We start from the raw sequence: 21,242 nt of genomic DNA on the forward strand, positions 1-21,242 counted from the left end.
CTGGCGTCGTCAGCGAGCGTACAGTTTGCTGCCGACGAGGCGGGCGGGCGAGCCGCTGTCGGCCGTGACCGCGACGTAGGGGCGGTCGACCGGGCCGAACACGTCGACGATGCGACCCACCGTCGACAGCGACTCGTCGAGGACCATCGTACCGATGTCCGGCGTGTCGTCGTCGTCGAGGCGGACGATGGCGAGGCCCTGCGCCGTCCGGGAGACCGTGCCGATTCGCCGCATCAGTCGCGGAGGATTCCGACGTAGGCGGCGACCGCCTGCACGATGTCGTTTTTCGTGGCGTCGTCGGCGTTGTTCACGAGGACGCGCCCGCGGGTTTCGAACTCGCGGGAGTATCGCTTGTCCCGTTCGATGACGGCGTCGTAGCCGACCTGCTGGACGGCCTTCGCAATCTCGTCGACGGTCGGCGCTTCGACCGCCGCGGACTGGGCGACCCGCCGACCCTCGCTGCGCGAGAGAGAGGCGTCGAGGTAGGCGGGGTAGATGACGTTCTCGACCATACCCGTGTGTCCGCCACCCGACGGTAATACGGTTGTGGTCTCACGGAGCCGAGGCGTGCGGCGGAGAAACGGAGCCGGCGTGGGTGTCTGTATGGTTATCGGCGGCGCGCGAGCAGGACCGCCGCGCCGATGGCGGCGAGGCCGGCGACGACGCCGAACCCGGGCGCGTCGCTCTCGGTGGTCGAGTCCGACGACTCGGTCGTCGTCGTCGCTTCGGTCGATTCGGCCGATTCGGTTTCAGTCGCGTCAGTTGCAGTCGCGTCCGCGGCCGTGGTCGTCTCGGTCGCGCTTTCGGTCGACGCCGTCGCCGACTCGGTTTCGAGCTGCTGGTAGCGCTCGTAGGCGTCGGGGTGGACCGCTTCGAGAATCGCCTCGCTCGCCTCGATGGCTCGCGGGGCGGGCTGTTGGAGCTTGTGCGCCTCGATGACGATGACGTTGCCCTCCTGCATCGCCGTCGTGCTGTTGTACGCCGGACTGCTCGGCACGGGCGCGTGGTCGGGGACGACGATGTACTCGGGGTTCATCTCGACGACGAGCTCCTCGTTAATCTGGGCGAAGCCGGTGAGGTTCGCCTCCGCCGCGCCGTTTCGCAGCCCCGCGGTCGTCATGATGTCGGAGATGAACGTGCCCGACCCGGAGGAGTAGCCGAAAAAGGAGTTGAGGCCGACCGGGCGCTCCGCGCCGTCGAGGGCCTGCTCCATGTTAGCCATCGAGTCGCGCATCTCCGCGGCGCGCTCGACGCCGGCCTCGCAGTTGCCCGTCATGCGGCCGACGCGCTCGGTCTTGTCGGCGACGGCGGCGAGCGACTCGCCGGACTCGAAGACGACGACCGGGATGTCCGCCGACCGAAGCTGTTCGATGCGGTCGGGCTCGGCGTTGTACGAGGAGTTCGGCACGAGCACGAGGTCGGGTTCGAGGCCGATGACCGCCTCGACGTTGAGGCCGCCGGAGCCGGAGACGTTCCCCTTGTCGGCCGCGCCGTCGAGGTACATGGCGTACTGCGAGACGCCGACGACCTCGTCGCGCGCGCCGAGTTCCCACATGGTCTGGGCGGCGCTCGGGTTGGTCGTGACGACCCGCTCCGGGTCGTCGGTGATCGTGACCTCGGTCCCCGTCGCGTCGGTGACGGTCACCGGGAACGTACAGGCCGCGGTCTGCTGCGGTGCCGCCTGACCTACCGCGGCCGCGGCCGGTGCCGGAACCCCGGCGAGAACGGTCGCGAACGCGAGTAGGGCGACGACGAGTTGTCGGTTCACGGTAGTGGCCTCAGCGGCTGTTCAATAAATATTTACCTACTGAAAGCGCGGTTGTGCCCAATGAGCGTTCGAACGCGGGCGACCACGTGGTCGCTCGGCCTCGCCGGGCTCCTGTTTTTCGTCGTCGTCGTGAGCGCCGGTATCGGGGCCGTGACCATCCCGCCGCGGACCGTCGCCGCCATCCTCGCGGACGCGATGTCCGTCCCCGTCGGCGTCTCGCTCGGCGGCGCGACGGCCCTCCCCGTCGTCGGGTCGGTTCCGACGCCGACGCTGGAGTTCGTCTCGCCGTTCGAGTTCGCCGTCCCCAGACCCGCCCGCATCATCGTGCTCTCGGTCCGCCTGCCTCGCATCCTTCTCGCGGCGCTCGTCGGCTTCGCGCTCGCGGCGGCGGGAACCGTGATGCAGGGCTTTTTCCGCAATCCGATGGCCGACCCCTCTATCGTCGGCGTCTCCTCCGGGGCCGCCGTCGGCGCGGTGGCGACTATCGTGCTGTCGCTTTCGATTCCGTTCGGGCTGGAGGGCGCGGCCTTCGTCAGCGCCGTCGTCACCGCGTTCGTCGTCTACCTGCTCGCCAGCGAGGACGGCCGAACCCCGGTCGCGACCCTGCTTCTCGCGGGCGTCGCCATCCAGACGTTTCTCGGCGCGATTATCTCGTTTCTCCTCCTCCAGAGCGGCGAAAGCCTCCGGCAGGTCGTCTTCTGGCTCATGGGCCACCTCGCGGGCGCGACGTGGAGCGAGGTCGGGATGCTCTCCCTCGTCCTGCCGCTCCCGTTTCTCCTCCTCGTCGTCCACGCCCGCGACCTGAACGTCCTGCTGCTCGGCGAGGAGGACGCCCACGCCCTCGGCATCGAAGTCGAGCGGACGAAACAGCTGCTTCTCGCCACCGCGAGCGTCGTCACCGCCGTGGCCGTCTCGGTCTCCGGCGTCATCGGCTTCGTCGGCCTCGTCGTCCCCCACATGCTTCGGCTCCTCGTCGGTCCCGACCACCGGGTGTTGCTCCCGGCGTCGGCGCTGGCCGGCGCGTCGTTCCTCGTCGCCACCGACACCGTCGCCCGCTCCGGCGGCGCGGAGATTCCGGTCGGCGTCGTCACCGCCGCCGTGGGCGCGCCCTTCTTCCTCTACCTGCTCCGCACGCGGGAGGTGCGCTCGCCGTGAGCGATTCCGACTCTAACTCCGACTCCGGGTCCGGCCCCTTCAGCGACGCCGACCCGGCGATTCGGCTCGACGGCGTCTCGCTCTCGCTCGGAAACACCCGGATTCTCGACTCCGTCTCGGTCGACGTCGGCGACGGAACCTTCGTCGGACTCATCGGCCCCAACGGCGCGGGGAAGACGACGTTGCTTCGGACGCTCAACGGCGCGCTCGCGCCCGACGAGGGCGCGGTCCGCGTCGTCGGGGAGGATGTCCACGCCCTGTCGTCGAAGGCGACGAGCAGGCTCGTGGCGACGGTCCCGCAGACCACGAGCGTCACCTTCGACTTCCCCGTCCGCGAGGTCGTCAGGATGGGCCGCACGCCCCACCGCGGGCGCTTCGAGGGCTGGCGCGAGCGCGACGACGAGGCCGTCGAGTCAGCCATGCGCCGGACCGCCGTCGAGTCGCTCGCCGACCGGCCCGTCACGGAAGTCAGCGGCGGCGAGCGCCAGCGCGTCCTCATCGCTCGCGCGCTTGCACAGGAGACGCCCGTCCTGCTCCTCGACGAACCGACCGCCAGCCTCGACATCAACCACCAAGTGCGCACGCTCGAACTCGTCTCCGACCTCGTCGCCGACGGGACGACCGCGGTCGCGGCCATCCACGACCTCAACCTCGCGGCCCACTACTGCGACGCGCTCGTGCTCCTGTCGGGCGGGCGCGTCCTCTCGGCGGGCGACCCCGAGACGGTGCTCACCGAGGGGAACTTACGCGAGGCGTTCGACGCCGAGGCGGTCGTCTCGCGGCATCCCGTCACCGGTTCGGTGTACGTGACCGCCCTCCCGCCGTCGTCGGACGACGCCAACGGCCAGGTCCACGTCGTCGGCGGGGGCGGCACCGGCGCGCGAGCGCTCCACCTGCTGTCGGCGGCCGGCTACGCGCTGTCCGCCGGCGCGCTCAACGAGGGCGACACCGACGCCGAGGCGGCCCGCCGGGTCGGCGCGGACCTCGTGACCGTGCCGCCGTACTCGCCGGTCGACGACGCGGCGCGGGCCGCGGTCGAATCCCGAGTCGACGCCGCCGACGTGACCGTCGTCGCCGACGTGGAGGTCGGAGACGGGAACCTCGCCAACCTCGACGCGGCGGCCGAGGCCGACCGGCTCGTCCTCGTCGAACAGCGACCGTTCTCGGAGCGGAACTACGCCGGCGACGACGGCTTCGCGGTCTACGAGCGCCTGCGGGAGCGCGGCCGCGTCGTCGAACCGGGCGACCTCCTGTCGGCCGTCGGTGAACTCGCCTGCGACGCGTTCGCAGCGCGCGACGACGGCGCGGCCGACGCTGCCGGCGGCGAGACGGGAGCGACCGCCGACGAGTCCGGCGCGACCGACGCCGAATCGACCGACGCCGACGCTGTCAGCGACGACAGAGTGTCGGGCTTATTTTCCAGTTAAACTGTCGTTGCGCGGCCCTACGCACAGCATATTCAATATCTGAGCGCGCGTCTAGTCGGTCGGATTTCTGAGAGGAAGACGGACATGAAACTCGCACTCATCGGTATCGGACAGGCAGGCGGCAAAGTCGTCGACGCCCTCGTCGACTACGAGCGACGGACGAAGACGGGGTTCGTCGTCGACGCAATCGCGGTCAACTCGGCCCGCGCGGACCTTCGGGGACTCCGAACCGTCCCCGAGTCGCGGCAGGTGCTCGTCGGCCTGACGCGCGTGAAGGGCCACGGCGTCGGCGCGGACAACGAACTCGGCGCGGAAGTCATCGCGGAGGACGTCGGCGAGGTGCTCTCGATGATTGACGACCTCCCGGTCCACGAGATAGACGCCTTTCTCGTCGTCGCCGGCCTCGGCGGCGGCACCGGCTCGGGCGGCGCGCCCGTCATCGCGCGGGAACTGAAGCACATCTACACCGAACCCGTCTACGGGCTCGGCATCCTCCCCGCGCGGGACGAAGGCGGCATCTACACGCTCAACGCCGCGCGCTCCTTCCAGACGTTCGTCCGCGAGGTCGACAACCTCATCGTGTTCGACAACGACGCCTGGCGGAAGACCGGCGAGTCGCTCGAAGCCGGCTACGGCAGTCTCAACGCCGAACTCGCCCGCCGGCTCGGCGTGCTGTTCAGCGCCGGCGAGGGCGACGGCTCCGGCGCGGTGGCGGAGTCCGTCGTGGACGCCTCCGAGATAATCAACACGCTCGGGAGCGGCGGCGTCTCGACTATCGGCTACGCCGCCGTCGAACTCGACCGCCCGAAGCGCGGCCTCCTGTCTCGGCTCTCCGGCGGGAAGGCCGAGGCCGACGACGGCGGCGATTCGACGAACCGAATCACCAGCCTCGTGCGCCGCGCCGCGCTCGGGCGGCTCACGCTGCCCTGCGAGATTTCCGGCGCGGAACGCGGCCTCGTCGTCGTCGCCGGCCCGTCGGACGTGCTGTCGCGCCGCGGCATCGAGCGCGCGCGGACGTGGCTCGAAGACGAGACCGGGACGATGGAGATTCGCGGCGGCGACTACCCCATCGACTCGAACTTCGTCGCCGCGGTCGTGCTCCTGTCGGGCGTCTACGACGTGCCGCGGGTCAAGGAGTTACAGGCGGTCGCCATCGAGACCCAACGCGATATGCTCGCCAAGCGCGAGTCGAGCGCGGCGTCGCTCGACGACCTCATCTCGACCGGCGACGACCGCATCGAACCGCTGTTCTGACCGTCTTCGTCCGGGTTCTCTCACCGGCACCGCTCACCCTCGACCGCGGGGAAGGGTCATAGTGCCGCGGTACCAACTGACGAACGATGGCCGAGTACCCGCTGAAACAACGCTTCGTGCTCGACACCTCGCTGTTTCTCTCCGAGGAGATTCGAGACGACGACGAGACGTTCGAGGAGGGCATCGAACGGCTCCTCGACACCATCGCCGCCGCGCGACTGGACCTGAACATCTCGTGTTACATGCCGCCGTCTATCGCCGCGGAGTTGGAACACATCCTCCGCGAGCGCGGCGTCTCGGAGGACGTGCTCGGCAAACTCGACACGTGGGTCATCAAGAAACACCCCGACCGCTACGAGGTGTACATCCCCGCCGAAGTCGTCTACCGCTTCATCGACGAGATGTCGGACCGGGTCAACCGCGGCCTCCGCGTCTCCGAGAAGGCCGTCCGTAAGGCCGAGGAGTCGAAACAGCGCTCCAACGGCGGGTCGAAGCTCTCCGACGTTGACAAGGTCATCTCCGACCTCCGCGAGGACTACCGCGGCGCGCTCAGACAGGGGGTTCTCGACTCTCGGGAGGACTTCGACCTCCTCATCCTCGCGCGCGAACTGAACGCCGGCGTCGTCACCGAAGACACCGGCATCATCAGTTGGGCCGCCGACTTCGGCCTGCGGAACCTCCGCGGGCGGGCGTTTCCGACCCTCTTAGAAGAGTACCTCGTGGCGCTCGACAGCCCGCGCCCGTGGACCAAGGGCGACGACGGCGTCGACCCCGACCGACTGTAACCCTCCGGTCGCTCTCACCCGCCGCCTACTCCATCGCATCGAGGTCGACGAAGCTCCCCTCGAACGCCGAAATCCACCGCGTCAGTTGGGTCTCGGGCGTCGCATCGGCCGGGTAAATCGTGCACTCCTCGCGCCCGTCGGGATGGGTGGTCAGCCGAGACGCGAGCCGCGGGCGAGTGTGGTTTTCGTTCCCCGACTCCGGCGGGTGTACCGGCTCCGAGCCCATCAGCGGTCCCCGCCGAGGGCGACTTCGAGTCCTCGGTCGTCGTTCAGCGAGACCGTGACCGACTCGACGTTCGACCGGTACTGGTGGGTATGCGTCCCGTTCGCCCGCAGTTGGAGCGTCTCGTCGAGCAACGCCGCCTCCGAGAGCTGTTCGACCTTCCGGTAGGTCGTCGACAGCGGCACGTCGCACGCCTCCGAGAGGTCCTGTGCGGTCATCGGCTCGGTCGCGCCTTGCAGGGTCGTGAGAATCTGCCGGCACGCGCGGTCCGAGAGCGCTTCCAGCACCTGTTCCGCCTCCAACTCGGCGGGCTTCGGTCCGGTCGGCGTGCGTCTGAGGCCGGTCTGCATGCTCACTCGTACGTTCGGCCGCGTCGTCCGTCGAAGAGCACCCCGAATATGCGGGGCGCTTTATAGCCCCCACCGACCGGCCGCAGCCCGCCTGTCGACGGTGGCGTCGGTGACACGAACCACGATATAAAGGCCCGGTGTATCGGGGGTGTTTATATCAGGGGCTGGGGCGACTTCGTACTCTTATGACGAGCGCAGCGGGCATCAGAGCGGAGTTGAAGGTGACGGGACCGGACGGCTGTCCCGTCGCGACGGTCTCCGAGGGCGACACCTCGGGCTACGCGCTCTCGCGGAGCATGGCTCCCAACGAGCGCGGGTCGGTCGTCGAGGAGTTCGTCTTCGACGACGACGACGAGGTTCCCGAGGAGATGGAACGGCTGTTCGAGTACGGCGACGGCAGCGTCTATCGGTTCGACCGCGAGGGCGGCGTCGGCTGTCCCTGCGAGCGCGTCGAGGCGTTCGACTGTCCGGTCGTGGACGTGCAGACGCGCGACGGCGCGCTGTTTCTGACGTTCCACGCGCCGGACGTGGAGACGCTCCGCGACGTGGTCGCCGCCCTCCGAGAGTCGTCGGGGTCGGTGGACGTGCGCCGGCTGCTCCAGTCGTCGACCGACGAGTCGCGGGACCTCGTGTTGGTCGAGCGCGGCCAGCTCACCGACCGCCAGCGCGAGGTGCTGGAGACGGCCCACGAGATGGGCTACTTCGACCACCCGCGGCGCGCGAACAAAGGCGAGGTCGCGGCCGAACTCGGCATCACGACCTCGACGTTCTCCGAGCACCTCGCCATGGCGCAGAAGAAGCTCATGGGTGCCATTCTCCAGGAGTGACGGGATGAGACGTGTCGCCGGGGTATCAGTCCCCCGTGAATGCAGGGTGCGCCACCTCGGGGCCCCGCGGCGTACCACTAGCCGGTGAGCAACGATGCGCGAGTTCGACGTGACCTGTCCCGAGTGCGGCGAGCGCTACCGGGTCAACGAGCCGATGATGCGGACGCTCCGGGAGACCGGCTGCGTCCTCTGTACCGCGCCGCTGAACGACGCCGCGAAGTCAGCGTGACGCCGACGCCGCCAACGCCGCGGCCGCTTACGCTTACTCGACGACGACGACGCCAACCATGCCGAGCGTCTCGTGGGGGACGCAGACGTACTTGTACTCGCCGGACTCCTCGAACGTGTACTCGAAGGTGTGGCCCTCGGAGACGGTGAGTTCCGACTCGAACAGGCCGTCTTCGCGGTTGACGACGTTGTGCGTCCCGCCGTTTCCGGTCCACTCCCAGACGACCGTCGTTCCCGGCGAGACCTGCACCGCGGCGGGGGCGAACGCGTAGCCGCCGCCGTTGCCTGCCGCGCCGACCGCGACCGTCACGCTGTCCTGTCCCGTCAGGTCGTGGACGCCGTCGTAGTTTTGCGTCCGGTCGAACCAGCCGTCGAAGTCCCGCATCTCGTGGTCGGCCGTGTCGTCCCCGCCGGACGTGTCGCCGCCGGCTCCGTCCCCGTCGCCCGCGCCGCCGGAGCCGTCGCCGGACGAACTCGAACAGCCCGCAAGCAGCGCGATACCAGTCGAAGCCGCCGTTGCGTGGAGAAACGACCGCCGGGAAACCCGTTGCGTCATTAGCTGGCTCTAGTGAGCGGCCGAACAAGTCGAAAGCTTCGATTCCCACGCGCTGAAAACGGGCGAAACGAGCGTGACCGTCCCGCCCGAAGGCGACGGCATGGACGACGACGACCCGAGGCGACGACCGCGAATCGACGGCAGCCGCCAGTGGGAAGTGTTCTACCGCGACGTGCCGACCGAGCCGATGCGCCACGTCGGCAGCGTGAGCGCGCCCTCCGAGGACCTCGCGACCGAGCAGGCGCGGACGCTGTTCGGCGGCGGCGACGCGGACCTCTGGCTCGCGCCGGCCGACGAGTTCCTCCGACTCGGCGGGAACGACCTCGCCGCGAAGGGCGAGGAGTCGACCGACGGGACGGAACACGGCGGGATGGAGCACGACGGTGCGGGGGACGCCCGCGGTGCCGAAAACGGGGTGTCCGCCGAGTGATTTCCATCAGCAAGCTCCTCTGCGGGCAGGGAGCCGAGGGCGACGGTCTCCGCTACGACGACCCCGACGCCGACATCGAGCAGATACGCGAGGAGAAACAGAAACGTCCGGTCGTCGTCTGGAACACGACGCGGCGCTGTAACCTCTACTGCGAACACTGCTACGCCGGGGCCGACCTCGACCCCGCGCAGGGGGAACTCTCGACCGCCGAGGCGAAGGGGCTCATCGACGACCTCGCGGCCTACGACGTGCCGGTGCTCCTGTTTTCGGGGGGCGAACCGCTCGTCCGCGAGGACCTCGTCGAACTCGTCGACTACGCGACCGACGCCGGCATCCGGGCGGTGCTTTCGACCAACGGGACGCTCATCACCGAGGAGAAAGCCCGGGCGCTCCGCGACGCCGGCCTCTCGTACGCCGGCGTCTCCGTCGACGGCTTGGAGGAACGCAACGACCGCTTCCGCGGGAAAGACGGCGCGTTCGACGCCGCCGTCCGCGGCATCGAAAACTGCCTCTCGGTGGGGCTCAAGACCGGCCTCCGGTACACCATCACCGAGCACAACGCCGCCGACATGGAGGACGTGGTGGACCTGCTGTACGACGTGGGCGTCGACCGCTTCTGTTTCTACCACCTCGACTACGGCGGCCGCGGCGGCGACATCGCCGACGCCGACCTCGACGACGAGGCCCAGCGCCGCGCCGTCCGCCGGCTGTTCGACATGACCCGCGAGTACCACGCCGAGGGCGAGGAGATAGAGACGCTCTTGGTCGGCAACTACGCCGATTCCGCCTACGTGGTCGAGTACGCTGAGGAGGAGCTCGGACGCGACCACGCCGAGCGGATTCACCGGTATCTCCGCGTCAACGGCGGCGACCCGACCGGCGAGCGCGTCGCCGACGTGGACTACCGCGGCGACGTGCACCTCACGCAGTTCTGGCAGAGGTACAGCCTCGGCAACGTCCGGGACCGCCCGTTCGGTGACATCTGGGACGACGAGTCGAACCCGCTTCTCGCCAAACTCCGCGAGCGGGAAGAACACCTCACCGGCAAGTGCGCGACCTGCCAGTATCAGGACGTGTGTCGCGGCTCCTCGCGGCTTCGGTCGCTCGCGGCGACGGGCGAACTGTTCGGGCCCGACCCGCAGTGTTACCTGACGCCCGACGAGCGCGGCGCGGGTGCCGACGCGAGTCCGGGCGCGGCCGACTGAGCGCCGCCGACCCCGCCGTCTCCTTTCACCCGCTGGGAACGCTCCGTACGCTTATTTTTCGTCGACTCCAACCGCGGCTATGGAAACCAAACGGGGAGTTCCGAACATCCTCGGGAACGGGCTCGTCGGCGTCGGTCTCGTCATCTTCGCCGTGGCTGTCGCGGACGCGGTCGGCGTCGTGGACGCGCGCTTTTCGCCCGGCGTCTACCTGATTTTCGTGGCGATTAGCTTCGTTCTCGCGTGGCTGTTGCGGTCTTTGACGTAGGGCGCACCGAACGAAAGTCGAGAGAAACCCGAGAGACGAACGCCGAGCGCGAGCGCGCGAGACCGCCTATTCGGCCGCGCCCGCGGCCGCCTGCTTCTCCTCGCGTTCGAGCTCTTCGAGGTAGTCGTCGGCGTCGAGGGCGGCCTTCACGCCCATGCCGCCGGCGGTCGCGGCCTGCTGGTAGTGGTAGTCGACCACGTCGCCAGCGGCGAAGATGCCGGGCACGTCGGTCGCGGTCTGGCCGCCGCCGGAGCCGCCTTTAGCGACGATGTAGCCGTCGTCGTCGCGCTGGACGCCCGTGCCGTCGAGGTAGTCGGCGTTCGGCGTGTGGCCGATGGCGTAGAACACCGCGCCCACGTCGAAGTCGAACTCCTCGGTCTCGGGGTCGTCGAGCTTGTCGCTCGGGTGGCCCTCGGGGTTGCGGACGAGCGTCACGTGGTCGACGCCCTCCTCGGGCGAGCCGTGCAGCTCGGTCGCCTCGGTGTTGAGCATGAGTTCGATTTCGCCCTCGTCGACCTTCTCCATCAGGCGGTCGACCCAGTAGTCCTCGGCGCGGAACTCCTCGCGGCGGTGGACGAGGTACACCGTCGAGGCGAACTTGGTGAGGAAGTTGGCCTCCTCGACGGCGGCGTCGCCCCCGCCGATGACCATGATTTTCTCGTCGCGGAAGAACGCGCCGTCGCAGGTCGCACACGTCGACAGCCCGTAGCCCATCAGGTTCTCCTCGCCGGGGATGCCGAGGGTGCGGGCCGACGCGCCCGACGCCGCGATGAGGGCGTCGGCGGTGTACACGTCGCCGTTCTTGAGCGTGACCGTGAACGGGCGTTCCGAGGCGTCCACGTCCTCGATGATGCCGTGGCGAATCTCCGTGCCGAAGCGCTCGGCCTGCTCTTTCATGTTGTTGATGAGCTCCGGGCCGGAGATGCCCTCGGGGAAACCGGGGTAGTTGTCGACCTCGGTCGTGAGCGTGAGCTGTCCGCCCGGTTCGTCGCCCTCCAGCACCAGCGGCTCGTTGTTCGAGCGGGCCGCGTAGATGGCAGACGAGAGCCCGGAGATACCCGAGCCGGCGATGATGAGTTTCCTGTGTTCCACGAACGAATCGGCGTCCTCTGTCATAGCCGATAGTTCGCTACACCGGCGTCTTAAGGTTTCGCTGTATTGCGAGGCGCGCTACACCACCGACACGACAACGCATGCCACGGCTCTCGCGGCGCGCGGAGCGAAAGACCGGTATCCGTCGCGGACGCACGACTCCGCATGGCCGCCGACTTACAGGAGAAGACGAACCGCTACGAGGGAATGCTCGCCGACGCGCTTGACGAGGCGGTGCAGGCCGTCCCCGACGAGACGCACCTCGGCGCCGCCGCCGCCGACTGTCTGGAGATGGCAGAGTCCTACCTCGACGACGGCCGGCACTTCAAAGCCGACGACGACTGGGTGAACGCGCTGGCGTCCTTTTCGTACGGCTACGGCTGGCTGGATGCGGGCGTCAGAATGGGGCTGTTCGATATTCCGGACGACTCGCACCTGTTTACGATGTGAGCCGGGGAGCCGGGAGGATTACTCGAACCGGAACGTCGCGCCGTCGGGGCCGTCTTCGACGTCGACGCCGAGCGCCGTCAGGTCGTCGCGCAGGTCGTCGGCGCGCTCGTAGTTGCCGGCCTCGCGCTCGGCCTCGCGCACGTCCAAGACGAGTTGGACGAGGTCCTCCGCGACCGACACGTCGCCGCCCTCGCCCGCGTCACCGAACGAGAGGCCGAACACCTCGCCGCCGAGGTCCTCGAACGCCTCGACGGCCCGGCGGAGCGCGCGGTAGTCGTACTCGTCGGCGTCGGCGACGTGGCGGTTGACCGCGCCGGCGAGGCCGAGCAGTTCGGCCATCGCCTCGCGGACGTTGAAGTCGTCGTTCATCGCCTCGCGGAAGTTCTCGCGGGTCTCGGTCACGGTGTCGCGGAGGTCGGTCGCCTCGACTTTCGTCCGGGCGTCGGGGCTGTCGACCGCGTCGACGGCGGCCTCGTAGGCGCGTTCGAGGCGCTCCCAGCGCTCTTCGGCCTCGGCGATGGTCTCGGCGGAGTACGTCTGCTCGGAGCCGTAGGCCGTCGAGAGGTAGAACGTCCGAATCACGTCCGCGCCGAACTCGTCGAGGGCGTCGCCGACGGTGAAGAAGTTGCCGAGGCTCGAACTCATCTTGTCGCCCTCCGTCTGGAGCAGGCCGACGTGGAGCCAGTAGCGGGCGAACTGCTGGCCGGTCGCCGCCTCAGACTGGGCGATTTCGTTTTCGTGGTGCGGGAACACGAGGTCGCGGCCGCCGACGTGGATGTCGAGGGTGTCTCCGAGGTGCGTCATCGACATCGCGGAGCACTCGATGTGCCAGCCGGGGCGGCCCTCACCCCACGGCGACTCCCACGTCTCGCCGCAGGGTTCGTGGAGCGGGTCGAGGTCGGGGTCGCGGTGTTCGGCGGCCGTCTTGGGGTCGACCGCGCCGGCCTTCCAGAGCGCGAAGTCGGTCGGGTTGCGCTTCTCGGAGCGCTCGTCTTTCGTCGCCCGCGACTCCAGCTCTTCGAGCTTCTGGTTCGAGAGCTTCCCGTAGTCGTCGAACGTGGACACGTCGAAGTAGACGGAGCCGTTGGACTCGTAGGCGTGGCCGCGGTCGACGAGCGTCTGCACGAGGTCGATAATCTCGGGGATGTGCTCGGAGACGCGCGGGTAGACCTCGGCGCGCTTCAGGTTCAGCCCGCGCATGTCGCGAATCACGTCGCCGACGAAGTGCTCGGCGACGCCCGCCTCGTCGTCGCCGAGGTCGTCCTCGCCGATGCGGGCGGCTATCTTCTCGTTCACGTCGGTGAAGTTCTCGACGTGGCGCACGTCGTAACCCTCGTAGTCCAGCCAGCGGTGCATCAGGTCGGCGTGCATCCACAGGCGGGCGTGGCCGAGGTGCGCGTGGTCCGAGACCGTCAGTCCACAGACGTAGAGCAACACTTCGTCGCCGTGCGACTCGAACTCCTCGCGCTCTCCCGTCAGGGTGTTGGTCACGGACAGGGTCATCACACTCGGCTACTTCCGGGACCACTTTCAACCCGTCGGAAGCGCGGCCGGGTCGGCGTCGATACGCGGTCGCCCGCCGAGGCGACCGCCGCGCCGTCGTCACCTCATCGCAGCGGTTACTTCGTCCACTCCGGGCGGTCGGCCTCGCCGCGGCGAATCTTCGCCACCGTCTCCTCCGAGAGCAGTCGCTTGACGAACGCCGGAATCCGGTCGGTCGGGTCGGCGGTCGCATCGTCGCCGGTCGGGGTGGACGCCGCGCCGCCGACTCGGTCGCCCGCCGGGCCCGTCGCTCCCATCTCTCTGCTGACCGCGCGGTCGGCGTTCGCCGCCGACGCGAGCGCGTAGTGGCCGCCTCTGGTGGCGACGCCGCCGTCGGTCGTCGTCTCGGCGCGCCGGCGGAACGATTCGAGGTCGGCCTCGCGGTCCAACTCCTCGACGGCCGTGTCGAGGTCGGCGGCCTGTTCGGCCTGCTCGGAGACGCTCTCGGAGATGCGGTCTATCTCGGCGGTCACCTCGTCGACCTGCGTCGCCGCGTCGTCGACGAAGGTGGCGATGTCGGAGGTGAGCGTCGCCTGCTCGTCGGTCGCCCGCGCCACCTCGTCGATGCCGTCGGTCACGTCGGCGACCGAGTCGGTTATCTCGTCGAGGCTCTCGACGGTCGATTCGACCCGCTCGATGCCGTGGTCGATGTTCTCGTCGGCCGACGACAGCGCCTCGGCGGTGTCCTCGATGTGGTCTGTCACGTCCTCTATCATCTGGCCGATGCGCTCGGCCTGCGACTTCGACTCGTTCGCGAGCGACTTCACCTCGTCCGCGACGACGGCGAAGCCGGAACCGGCCTCGCCGGCGCGAGCGGCCTCGATAGAGGCGTTGAGCGCGAGCAGGTTCGTCCGGTCGGCCACCTCGTCGATGACCTCGACGATGTCCTGAATCTCGTCGATGGCGGCCACGAGCGCCTCGACGTTCACGGTTATCTCGTCGCGGTCGTCGCCGACCTGCCGCATCGCGTCGATTGCCTCGCCGGCCTCGGCGCGGCCCTCCTCGGCCCGCGTGGTGGCCTCGTCGCTTCGGGAAGACACGTCGTCGGCGGTGGCCGCGACCTCCTCGACGGTCGCGCTGAGGTTCGACAGCTCGGCGGCGATTTCCTCGGTCATGTCGGCCTGCCGGGCCGCCAACCCCTCGATTTCCGCGATGCTCTGGCTCGTGCCCGCGGTCTCCTCGTGAAGTTGGGACGCGACCGACTCCAGGTCCCCGCGGCTCTCTCTGGCCCGGCGGACCTCCTCGCGGACGTCCAGCGAGTACGAGTAGAGGTAGGTGGCGTTGACGACCTGTCGGTCGAGGTTGAGCCCGCGGACGACCGCCATCATGTCCGCGAACGCCTCGTCGACGGCGTCTTCGACGCGGTCGGCGTCCTCGCCCGACAGCGACTCGGTGGCGTCGGCGACGGCGCGCCCGCGGAGTTCGTCCGCGAAGATGCCGGTGACGTTGGCGAACATCCCGCCGAAGTAGTGCAGCGGCATGTCGAGTTTGTCGTGGAGCAGGCCGATTCGGGTGCGCGCCGCGTAGTGGTTCTGGTCGTAGTTCCCGTCGGTGAACGAGCGGTAGTAGCCGGAGACGACCGCGCGGAGGCCGTCGACGTCTGTCTTCGAGCGGTCGATGACGTCCGTCGTCCGCTCGTTGGCGAGAATCGGCTCGACGAAGCCGTCGACGAGCGCCTCGTCGCGGGCCTCGACGACAGCTCGGAGGTCCGCGAGACGCGCGGCGTCCTCGTCGTCGAAGCCGACGAACGACTGCCGCCAGCCCAACTCGTCGCCGTCGAGGTCGAGTTCGGCGAGGAGTTCCGTGGATGAAAGCGAGATGTTGCCGGCGTCGTCGCGAGGGCTGGGCGAAACCATTGAGGAACTCACCGACTCCGAGGTAATAAGCGCCGGCCGTCGGCTATCACGGTTGATAGCCGGGAATCAGACGTATAAATCGCTGACGGCCGCTTCGACGACGCGGAGGGCGGCGGCCCCCTGTCGGCGCGGCACGACCACGGCGAGCGCGTCGCCCGCGACGCCGGCGGCGTCGACGACGACGGACTCGGCGTCGAGCCGGGAGAGGACGGCGGCGAGGACGGTCGGGTCGACCTCGCCCTCAGCGATGATAGCCGTGAGCGGGCCGCCGCTTGCGAGGTCGACGCCGGCGACCGAGAGCACGGGGTCGTCGTCGGTCTCCTCGACGTCCTCGCCGACGAGGCCGACGCCGCTCCGCATCGTCACGGACGCGTCTCGGGGGTCGGCTTCCAGCGACGGGAGGTCGGCGGCGAACCGGCGGAGCGCGGCCGCGACCGCCTCGTCGTCGCCGAGGTCGAGTTCGGCCGCGGCGGCGGCGTAGTTGACGACGCCCGCGCGGAGCGCGGTGAGGAGGTACGGTCGTTCGCGGACTGCGTCGCGCGCGTCGGCGGCGAGGGACATGCCTCAGCCGTGGTCGGGCGCGCGCAAAAAAGCGCCGCTCGTCGGGCGCTGTCGCGGCCGTCTCGGAGGCGACTCCCCGCCCCACCGCGTCGCGCCGCCTGAACGAGTAGTGAACGCGAGTTGGCCGAACCCGAAGATTCCTTTCTCCGATGCGAAGTTCATAAGACACTCCCCTCGTAACCCCCGGACATGCAAGCTCTGGTCATCGTGGCGCACGGGTCGCACCTGAACCCGGATTCGAGCGCCCCCACCTACGACCACGCGGACACGGTCCGCGAGGTGGGCGCGTTCGACGAGGTACGGACCGGCTTCTGGAAGGAAGAGCCGTCTATCCGCGAGGTGCTCCGGACCGTCGAGGCCGACGAGGTGTACGTCGTCCCGCTTTTCATCAGCGAGGGCTACTTCACGGAGCAGGTCATCCCGCGGGAACTCCGCCTCGACGGGTGGGACGTGGCCGACTGGGACTCCGACGGCCTGTCGGCGTCGCACGTCACCCTCACCGCGAGCGACGTGCCCGAGAAGACGATTCACTACTGCGGGCCGGTCGGGACGCACGCGGCGATGACCGAGGTGTTGGTCCGCCGGGCCGAGACGGTCACCGGCGACCCGAACGTCGGTGAGGGCTTCGGCCTCGCCGTCGTCGGCCACGGGACCGAGCGCAACGAGAACTCCGCGAAGGCCATCGAGTACCACGCCGACCGCATCCGCGAGATGGACCGCTTCGACGAGGTGCAGGCGCTCTACATGGACGAGGAACCCGAGGTCGACGACGTGACCGACTACTTCGACTCCGAGGACGTGGTCGTCGTCCCGCTGTTTATCGCCGACGGCTTCCACACCCAGGAGGACATCCCGGAGGACATGGGCCTGACCGACGACTACCGAACGGGCTACGACGTGCCCGCCGAGGTCGAGGGCCACCGAATCTGGTACGCCGGCGCGGTCGGCACCGAGGGCCTCATGGCCGACGTGGTACTCGAACGCGCCGCCGACGCGGGTGCCGACATCGGTAACAGCCTCGAAGTCGTGCGCGAACGCACCCGGAAGACGCCGCAGGAGGCGAACTGATGGGGCACCACCGCGACGCCCTCGTCGACGCCGCGGCGACCGGCGACGGCGTCTCGCTCGACGGGCTCACCGTCGCCCCCGACGGCGACGGCGGGTTCCGCCTCGAAACGCCCGACGCGACGCTCTCGGGGCTCACCGAAGACGGACTCCGCGAGGCTCTCGACGACTGCGACGACTACGCGACGAACTGGTACTTCTGGTCCGAGGTCGTCGGCGAGTCCAGCCCGCAGCGACGGGCGTTCCTCCGCTGGGTCGAGGGTGCGCCGGTCGATACGGGCGGCGACGGAAACGGAAGCGACAGCGCCAGCGACGCCGACGCTGACGCCGACGCCGCTTCGGTCCCCGAGCGCTACGACGCCCTCCGAGACGGCGTCAGCCGCGAGTGGGGCCAACTGCTCGTCACGGTCACCGTCGACGACCACGGCGAGCGCTCCTACGAACTCCGCCACGCCGACGAGGCCGCCGCCGACCGCGACGACCTCGACGCCTACCACGAACCGCTCGCGGCCCGCCAGTTGGCGACCTACGACGAGAAGGGGCGGTACCGCCCGCTGAAGTCCGGCAGCAACCTCGCCGGCGGCTGGCTGTTCCCCGCCCTCGACGGCCGCGACCTCGTGGAGACCGTCGAGACGTTCTACCCCGCGTCGGTTCCGAACTGGTACCGCGAGCGCCGGGGCGAACTCGACGTGACCCACTGGGAGGACGCCATCGGCCGTCAGACCGGGATGTACAGCGTCGTGAAGACGTGGAACCGCGGCGACGGCCACGAACACGTCGACTGGGTCGCGGAGGCCTGCTGCGCCGACAGCCAGTGCGTCAAGCGCCGCGAGTGGCAGTACGACGACGACACCGACCTCGACGTCGACGGCGGCGACGGCGCGTTCCCGTGCCGCGAGCCGTGTTCCGTCGTCATCGCGGCGTCCCGCAAGTGGACGCGGCTGGAGGGCGAGGAGACCCAGACCTACGAGTTCGAACTCACGCCCTCGGAGAAACAACAGGTCGAAGACATCATCGACGCCGTCGCGGACGGCCGCATCGACGACATCCGCGAGGCCGACGTGTACGAGGGCGCGAATCGTTACCGGGCGCGGTTCCTGCGCGCGAAACTGTTCGACGACGACGGCAACCTCGGCGGCGTCCCGACCGACGCGCCCGACGACGAGTAGGCCGCGCCGCGAGCGCTCTGCGTTTCGTTTTCCGATGCCGTCACCGCATCGTTAGCGTCACCGCATCGTCAGCACCAGCGCCGCGAGGACGCCGCCGACGACGACGCCGGCCCCGAGGGTGATGGCGAAGCTCTCGAACACCGAGGCGAGCGCCACCGCGAGGACGAGCGCGACGAGCGCGAGGCCGAAAAGCGGGGCGGCCCGCGGGTCGACGCTCGGGAACACGTCGGCGATGCTCTCGGTCACGCTCGGCTCGGGTTCGGGCTGTTTCGGCTTCGACAGCGTCTCGTCCACGTCGACCGGCGGTTTGCCTCCGGAGCCGGGTTCGACGGTCACGTCGACGTATCTCGTCTCCGAGCCGTGGCCCGAGACGATTTTGAGCTTCCCCGACACCGGCTCGGACGGCTGGGTGACGAACACCTCGACGGTCTTGGTCTGGTCGCCGTCGACGAAGTGGTTCCCTTCGGACAGGCTCGCCGCGCGCGAGAGTTCGTCGTCGATGTGCAGGTGGACGTGCACCGCCTGCCCCTCGTTCGCGAGTTCGACCGAGAACGGCCCGTTCGTCGAGAACGACGGCGCTACCGAGAGGTCGTGCGGGCGCTCGTCGTTCAGCGTGACGGTGAGCGGCGCGTTCGACACGGCTTCACCGTCGAGACGAGAATAGAAAAACGTTCAGGTCCGATGAGGTGTCCCCTCAGTCGTCGCGCATGTCCGGCGGTAGGAGGTTCGGGATGCCGTCCTCGATGGGGTACACCTCGCCGGTGACCGTACCGATGAGCCGCCCCTCGATGATTTCGTCGCCGTCGCGCTCGTCGACTTCCAGCTCGAGTTCGCTCTTGTCGAGGGGGTCACAGAGGATGTCCATCAGGGATTCTTTCATCGTCGTGACGGTGGATTGCGCGAAGTAAAAGCGTACGGGTTCGCCGCCGTCGCCGCGGTGGTCGGTGGACGGCGGCGGGCCGTCATCGGTCGGCCGACAGCGCGGCGCTCAGTCGTCGAACGGGTTTTCGATGTGGACCGTCTGCTCGCGGCCGGGGCCGACGCCGACGGCGTAAATCGGCACGTCGAGTTCGTCCGAGAGGTATTCGAGGTAGTCCTGTGCGGCGTCGGGGATGGCGTCGTAGCCCTCCTCGGCGACGGCCGCCCAGTCGACTTCCGGCCACGTGTCGAACTCCTTGAGGACGGGTTCGCACTCGCCCCAGCGCTCGGTCGTCGCGGGCATCGTCAGGCGTTCCTCGCCCTCCAGTTCGTAGGCGTGGCCGACCTTGACCTCGTCGAGGCCGGCGAGCACGTCGAGGTGGTTGACGGCGATGCCGGTGAAGCCGCTGACGCGGGCGGCGTGGCGGAGCATCGGCATGTCGAGCCAGCCGATGCGGCGCGGGCGGCCGGTGACGGTGCCGAACTCGCCGCCCTTCTCGCGGATGAACTCCGCGAGCTCCTCGTCGCGGTCGTCGCCTTTCAGCTCGGTCGGCATCGGGCCCTCGCCCACGCGGGAGAGATACGATTTGACGATGCCGACGACCTCGCCCTGTCCGACGACGGTCGGACCGACGCCGGTGCCGGTGGCCGCGCCGCCCGCGGTCGGGTTCGAGGAGGTCACGTACGGGTAGCTCCCGTGGTCGATGTCGATGAGCGTGCCCTGCGCGCCCTCGAACATCACGTTGTCGCCGGCCTCGCGGCGCTCGGCGAGGAAGTCGCCGCAGTTGACGGCCATGTCGTCCTCGCGGAGGCGGCGGCCGATTTCGGTGTACTCCTCGACGAGCGCTTCCACGTCGCACTCCTCGCCGGCTTCGAGGCCGTACACGTCCTCGATGAGCGCTTTCTTCTGGGGAACGACGTACTCCAGTCGCTGGCGGAGCACGTCGGGGTCGAGCAGGTCGCCGACGCGGATGCCGCGGCGGCCCGCCTTGTCCTCGTAGGTGGGGCCGATGCCGCGGCCAGTCGTGCCGACGGTGAGGTCCGAGTCGGCCTTCGCTTCCTCTTCGATGTTGTCGAGGCGGCGGTGGTACGGCATGATGACGTGCGCGCGCTTGGCGAGGCGCACGTCGGGGTCGAGGCCGCGCTCGCGGAGGTCGTCGATTTCGGAGAACAGCGTCCGCGGGTTGATGACGCAGCCGTTTCCGAGCACGCCGATTTTGTCGCGGACGGCCCCGCTCGGGACGAGCGACAGCTTGTACTCCTCGCCGTCTTCGACGACGGTGTGGCCGGCGTTGTCGCCGCCCTGATAGCGGACGACGATATCAGCGTCGCCGCCCCACAGGTCGACGAGCGCGCCTTTGCCCTCGTCGCCGAGTTGCGAACCGACGATGGTAACAGTCATACGTCGGCCGTTCCCCGCGCCGGACTAAACAGATTACGGTCGCGGCCGACGAGCAATGCACGTTCGTGTCTAATTATCGCAGAACCATCGAGGAATACGCCATGAACACGCATTGGCGTGGCGGCGGATAACACAACGGTTAATTAGTGTCCTCGTTAAGGTCGCGTTATCTCATTTTTTCGCCGGCTCGGAGGGCAAGGCTTAAAGCCTCCCAAGAAGAGTTAACAAATGGCATGATAGACCGACTTGAGAAGGAAGTCGATATGTTGGAGCGCCATCTCCAGGTCCTGAAGATGGTTATCGAAAGTGAGCCGATCGGCATCGTGAAGATGTCCAACGAGACGGGCTACCCGCACCACAAGGTTCGCTACTCCCTCCGCGTTCTCGAAGAAGAGAACCTCATCGAGCCCTCCAGCCAGGGCGCAATCACCACCGAGCGCACCCAGGAGTTCGTCGACGAACTCGACGACAAGCTCGACGAAATCGTCGGCAAGCTCGAATCGATGAAAATCGAGGAAGCGGCCGAAATCGAGAACTAACCACACTTCAGGCGCACGCGGTCGTTCTATCCTGTTTCGTCCGACGAGTCTCTCCGGGCACGACATCGGACCGACCGCGTTAGCGACGCTTCGACGCGGTCGGAACCGAACGGTACCGACCCGACACCACGGACACTCGCCGCGGACGCTCTCCGAGCCCCGCGGTCGTTTCACT

At 68.7% G+C, this 21,242-nt stretch carries 26 protein-coding genes; 13 read left to right on the top strand and 13 right to left on the bottom strand.

Annotated elements, in window-relative coordinates; all coding sequences use genetic code 11:
• Positions 1-9: 9 nt before the first annotated feature.
• The 3 genes from E4P24_RS05875 to E4P24_RS05885 all read right to left on the bottom strand — a co-directional run bounded on the left by E4P24_RS05875 (position 10) and on the right by E4P24_RS05885 (position 1,768).
• A complete protein-coding gene (locus E4P24_RS05875; protein ID WP_004043829.1) occupies positions 10-234 on the bottom strand; it encodes an H/ACA ribonucleoprotein complex subunit GAR1 in 225 nt (74 codons plus the stop codon).
• Positions 234-512: a signal recognition particle subunit SRP19 gene (srp19, locus tag E4P24_RS05880; RefSeq protein WP_004043828.1), complete on the bottom strand. Its 279-nt coding sequence runs from the start codon at positions 510-512 to the stop codon at positions 234-236. The genes E4P24_RS05875 and srp19 overlap by 1 nt, the downstream gene beginning before the upstream one ends.
• A 95-nt stretch (positions 513-607) precedes the next feature.
• On the bottom strand, positions 608-1,768 hold the full coding sequence (locus tag E4P24_RS05885; protein WP_115802424.1) for a PGF-CTERM-anchored ABC transporter substrate-binding protein: 1,161 nt from the start codon (positions 1,766-1,768) through the stop codon (positions 608-610).
• A gap of 60 nt (positions 1,769-1,828) precedes the next feature.
• Here E4P24_RS05885 and btuC point away from each other — a divergent pair, with 60 nt between their 5' ends.
• From btuC to E4P24_RS05905, 4 genes are all read left to right on the top strand, one after another.
• Positions 1,829-2,923, top strand: a complete 1,095-nt coding sequence (btuC, locus tag E4P24_RS05890) for a vitamin B12 ABC transporter permease BtuC (protein WP_188148235.1) — start codon at positions 1,829-1,831, stop codon at positions 2,921-2,923.
• The gene (locus tag E4P24_RS05895; RefSeq protein WP_188148236.1) at positions 2,920-4,350 is read left to right on the top strand and encodes a heme ABC transporter ATP-binding protein; all 1,431 of its coding nucleotides are present in this window, start codon (positions 2,920-2,922) and stop codon (positions 4,348-4,350) included. Before btuC ends, E4P24_RS05895 begins: the two co-directional genes overlap by 4 nt.
• An 84-nt stretch (positions 4,351-4,434) precedes the next feature.
• Positions 4,435-5,604: a tubulin-like protein CetZ3 gene (cetZ3, locus tag E4P24_RS05900; protein ID WP_004063908.1), complete on the top strand. Its 1,170-nt coding sequence runs from the start codon at positions 4,435-4,437 to the stop codon at positions 5,602-5,604.
• An 86-nt stretch (positions 5,605-5,690) separates the two neighbouring features.
• Positions 5,691-6,389, top strand: coding sequence for an RNA ligase partner protein (locus E4P24_RS05905; protein ID WP_004063907.1), 699 nt, complete (start codon positions 5,691-5,693; stop codon positions 6,387-6,389).
• A gap of 25 nt (positions 6,390-6,414) precedes the next feature.
• On the opposite strand, the gene E4P24_RS05910 is transcribed toward E4P24_RS05905, so the two are convergent.
• Together E4P24_RS05910 and E4P24_RS05915 are read right to left on the bottom strand one after the other, a co-directional pair.
• Positions 6,415-6,615: a hypothetical protein gene (locus E4P24_RS05910; RefSeq protein ID WP_008605723.1), complete on the bottom strand. Its 201-nt coding sequence runs from the start codon at positions 6,613-6,615 to the stop codon at positions 6,415-6,417.
• Positions 6,615-6,962, bottom strand: coding sequence for a helix-turn-helix domain-containing protein (locus E4P24_RS05915; RefSeq protein ID WP_004063905.1), 348 nt, complete (start codon positions 6,960-6,962; stop codon positions 6,615-6,617). The genes E4P24_RS05910 and E4P24_RS05915 overlap by 1 nt, the downstream gene beginning before the upstream one ends.
• 185 nt (positions 6,963-7,147) lie before the next feature.
• On the opposite strand from E4P24_RS05915, the gene E4P24_RS05920 reads away from it, so the two are divergent.
• Positions 7,148-7,789: a helix-turn-helix domain-containing protein gene (locus E4P24_RS05920; protein WP_004063904.1), complete on the top strand. Its 642-nt coding sequence runs from the start codon at positions 7,148-7,150 to the stop codon at positions 7,787-7,789.
• 94 nt (positions 7,790-7,883) lie between these two features.
• Entirely contained in the window at positions 7,884-8,018 is a 135-nt protein-coding gene (locus E4P24_RS19160; protein WP_004043819.1) for a hypothetical protein, read from the top strand.
• Positions 8,019-8,051: 33 nt separating this feature from the next.
• On the opposite strand, the gene E4P24_RS05925 is transcribed toward E4P24_RS19160, so the two are convergent.
• Positions 8,052-8,573 (bottom strand): halocyanin domain-containing protein, encoded by a 522-nt coding sequence (locus E4P24_RS05925; protein ID WP_008605722.1) that lies wholly within the window; start codon positions 8,571-8,573, stop codon positions 8,052-8,054.
• Between the two features lie 73 nt (positions 8,574-8,646).
• Here E4P24_RS05925 and E4P24_RS05930 point away from each other — a divergent pair, with 73 nt between their 5' ends.
• From E4P24_RS05930 to E4P24_RS05940, 3 genes are all read left to right on the top strand, one after another.
• The gene (locus E4P24_RS05930; RefSeq protein WP_004043817.1) at positions 8,647-9,003 is read left to right on the top strand and encodes an Htur_1727 family rSAM-partnered candidate RiPP; all 357 of its coding nucleotides are present in this window, start codon (positions 8,647-8,649) and stop codon (positions 9,001-9,003) included.
• Positions 9,000-10,208 (top strand): TIGR04347 family pseudo-SAM/SPASM protein, encoded by a 1,209-nt coding sequence (locus E4P24_RS05935; protein ID WP_188148237.1) that lies wholly within the window; start codon positions 9,000-9,002, stop codon positions 10,206-10,208. Before E4P24_RS05930 ends, E4P24_RS05935 begins: the two co-directional genes overlap by 4 nt.
• Before the next feature lie 79 nt (positions 10,209-10,287).
• The gene (locus tag E4P24_RS05940; protein WP_004043815.1) at positions 10,288-10,473 is read left to right on the top strand and encodes a hypothetical protein; all 186 of its coding nucleotides are present in this window, start codon (positions 10,288-10,290) and stop codon (positions 10,471-10,473) included.
• A 66-nt stretch (positions 10,474-10,539) separates the two neighbouring features.
• Here E4P24_RS05940 and E4P24_RS05945 read toward each other — a convergent pair whose 3' ends face one another.
• Positions 10,540-11,589 (bottom strand): NAD(P)/FAD-dependent oxidoreductase, encoded by a 1,050-nt coding sequence (locus tag E4P24_RS05945; protein WP_004043814.1) that lies wholly within the window; start codon positions 11,587-11,589, stop codon positions 10,540-10,542.
• Positions 11,590-11,730: 141 nt separating this feature from the next.
• Here E4P24_RS05945 and E4P24_RS05950 point away from each other — a divergent pair, with 141 nt between their 5' ends.
• Complete coding sequence (locus E4P24_RS05950) at positions 11,731-12,015, top strand: DUF357 domain-containing protein (RefSeq protein ID WP_004043813.1); 285 nt, start codon at positions 11,731-11,733, stop codon at positions 12,013-12,015.
• Between the two features lie 18 nt (positions 12,016-12,033).
• On the opposite strand, the gene cysS is transcribed toward E4P24_RS05950, so the two are convergent.
• The 3 genes from cysS to E4P24_RS05965 all read right to left on the bottom strand — a co-directional run bounded on the left by cysS (position 12,034) and on the right by E4P24_RS05965 (position 15,974).
• Positions 12,034-13,518 carry a cysteine--tRNA ligase gene (gene cysS / locus E4P24_RS05955; RefSeq protein ID WP_115802430.1) on the bottom strand — a complete coding sequence of 495 codons (1,485 nt, stop codon included), beginning with the start codon at positions 13,516-13,518 and terminating at the stop codon, positions 12,034-12,036.
• 116 nt (positions 13,519-13,634) lie between these two features.
• On the bottom strand, positions 13,635-15,413 hold the full coding sequence (locus E4P24_RS05960; RefSeq protein ID WP_006600463.1) for a globin-coupled sensor protein: 1,779 nt from the start codon (positions 15,411-15,413) through the stop codon (positions 13,635-13,637).
• 66 nt (positions 15,414-15,479) lie between these two features.
• Complete coding sequence (locus E4P24_RS05965) at positions 15,480-15,974, bottom strand: hypothetical protein (protein WP_163488959.1); 495 nt, start codon at positions 15,972-15,974, stop codon at positions 15,480-15,482.
• A 189-nt stretch (positions 15,975-16,163) separates the two neighbouring features.
• On the opposite strand from E4P24_RS05965, the gene E4P24_RS05970 reads away from it, so the two are divergent.
• Positions 16,164-17,042 carry a CbiX/SirB N-terminal domain-containing protein gene (locus E4P24_RS05970; RefSeq protein ID WP_115860107.1) on the top strand — a complete coding sequence of 293 codons (879 nt, stop codon included), beginning with the start codon at positions 16,164-16,166 and terminating at the stop codon, positions 17,040-17,042.
• A complete protein-coding gene (locus tag E4P24_RS05975; RefSeq protein WP_115802433.1) occupies positions 17,042-18,208 on the top strand; it encodes a DR2241 family protein in 1,167 nt (388 codons plus the stop codon). The genes E4P24_RS05970 and E4P24_RS05975 overlap by 1 nt, the downstream gene beginning before the upstream one ends.
• 57 nt (positions 18,209-18,265) lie before the next feature.
• Here the strand turns inward: E4P24_RS05975 and E4P24_RS05980 are convergent, their stop codons facing one another.
• From E4P24_RS05980 to E4P24_RS05990, 3 genes are all read right to left on the bottom strand, one after another.
• Entirely contained in the window at positions 18,266-18,847 is a 582-nt protein-coding gene (locus E4P24_RS05980) for a hypothetical protein (RefSeq protein WP_008607523.1), read from the bottom strand.
• Between the two features lie 55 nt (positions 18,848-18,902).
• Positions 18,903-19,088: a methytransferase partner Trm112 gene (locus E4P24_RS05985; protein WP_013035425.1), complete on the bottom strand. Its 186-nt coding sequence runs from the start codon at positions 19,086-19,088 to the stop codon at positions 18,903-18,905.
• Positions 19,089-19,196: 108 nt separating this feature from the next.
• On the bottom strand, positions 19,197-20,528 hold the full coding sequence (locus E4P24_RS05990) for an adenylosuccinate synthase (protein WP_004043805.1): 1,332 nt from the start codon (positions 20,526-20,528) through the stop codon (positions 19,197-19,199).
• Positions 20,529-20,761: 233 nt separating this feature from the next.
• On the opposite strand from E4P24_RS05990, the gene E4P24_RS05995 reads away from it, so the two are divergent.
• Positions 20,762-21,067 carry a hypothetical protein gene (locus E4P24_RS05995; RefSeq protein WP_004043804.1) on the top strand — a complete coding sequence of 102 codons (306 nt, stop codon included), beginning with the start codon at positions 20,762-20,764 and terminating at the stop codon, positions 21,065-21,067.
• Positions 21,068-21,242 lie beyond the last annotated feature (175 nt).

It is taken from the genome of Haloferax sp. AS1, assembly GCF_014530665.1.
In the GTDB taxonomy this organism is placed as follows: domain Archaea; phylum Halobacteriota; class Halobacteria; order Halobacteriales; family Haloferacaceae; genus Haloferax; species Haloferax volcanii.

Excerpts from the sequence above, each read along its gene's own strand:
- E4P24_RS05995 (WP_004043804.1), top strand. The coding sequence starts at position 20,762 with ATGATAGACCGACTTGAGAAGGAAGTCGATATGTTGGAGCGCCATCTC.
- E4P24_RS05940 (WP_004043815.1), top strand. The coding sequence starts at position 10,288 with ATGGAAACCAAACGGGGAGTTCCGAACATCCTCGGGAACGGGCTCGTC.
- E4P24_RS05965 (WP_163488959.1), bottom strand. The coding sequence starts at position 15,974 with ATGTCCCTCGCCGCCGACGCGCGCGACGCAGTCCGCGAACGACCGTAC.
- E4P24_RS05910 (WP_008605723.1), bottom strand. The coding sequence starts at position 6,615 with ATGGGCTCGGAGCCGGTACACCCGCCGGAGTCGGGGAACGAAAACCAC.
- E4P24_RS05970 (WP_115860107.1), top strand. The coding sequence starts at position 16,164 with ATGCAAGCTCTGGTCATCGTGGCGCACGGGTCGCACCTGAACCCGGAT.
- E4P24_RS05985 (WP_013035425.1), bottom strand. The coding sequence starts at position 19,088 with ATGAAAGAATCCCTGATGGACATCCTCTGTGACCCCCTCGACAAGAGC.
- E4P24_RS05945 (WP_004043814.1), bottom strand. The coding sequence starts at position 11,589 with ATGACAGAGGACGCCGATTCGTTCGTGGAACACAGGAAACTCATCATC.
- E4P24_RS05920 (WP_004063904.1), top strand. The coding sequence starts at position 7,148 with ATGACGAGCGCAGCGGGCATCAGAGCGGAGTTGAAGGTGACGGGACCG.
- cysS (WP_115802430.1), bottom strand. The coding sequence starts at position 13,518 with ATGACCCTGTCCGTGACCAACACCCTGACGGGAGAGCGCGAGGAGTTC.
- E4P24_RS05925 (WP_008605722.1), bottom strand. The coding sequence starts at position 8,573 with ATGACGCAACGGGTTTCCCGGCGGTCGTTTCTCCACGCAACGGCGGCT.
- E4P24_RS05875 (WP_004043829.1), bottom strand. The coding sequence starts at position 234 with ATGCGGCGAATCGGCACGGTCTCCCGGACGGCGCAGGGCCTCGCCATC.
- E4P24_RS19160 (WP_004043819.1), top strand. The coding sequence starts at position 7,884 with ATGCGCGAGTTCGACGTGACCTGTCCCGAGTGCGGCGAGCGCTACCGG.
- cetZ3 (WP_004063908.1), top strand. The coding sequence starts at position 4,435 with ATGAAACTCGCACTCATCGGTATCGGACAGGCAGGCGGCAAAGTCGTC.
- E4P24_RS05915 (WP_004063905.1), bottom strand. The coding sequence starts at position 6,962 with ATGCAGACCGGCCTCAGACGCACGCCGACCGGACCGAAGCCCGCCGAG.
- btuC (WP_188148235.1), top strand. The coding sequence starts at position 1,829 with ATGAGCGTTCGAACGCGGGCGACCACGTGGTCGCTCGGCCTCGCCGGG.
- E4P24_RS05975 (WP_115802433.1), top strand. The coding sequence starts at position 17,042 with ATGGGGCACCACCGCGACGCCCTCGTCGACGCCGCGGCGACCGGCGAC.
- E4P24_RS05950 (WP_004043813.1), top strand. The coding sequence starts at position 11,731 with ATGGCCGCCGACTTACAGGAGAAGACGAACCGCTACGAGGGAATGCTC.
- E4P24_RS05905 (WP_004063907.1), top strand. The coding sequence starts at position 5,691 with ATGGCCGAGTACCCGCTGAAACAACGCTTCGTGCTCGACACCTCGCTG.
- E4P24_RS05990 (WP_004043805.1), bottom strand. The coding sequence starts at position 20,528 with ATGACTGTTACCATCGTCGGTTCGCAACTCGGCGACGAGGGCAAAGGC.
- srp19 (WP_004043828.1), bottom strand. The coding sequence starts at position 512 with ATGGTCGAGAACGTCATCTACCCCGCCTACCTCGACGCCTCTCTCTCG.
- E4P24_RS05960 (WP_006600463.1), bottom strand. The coding sequence starts at position 15,413 with ATGGTTTCGCCCAGCCCTCGCGACGACGCCGGCAACATCTCGCTTTCA.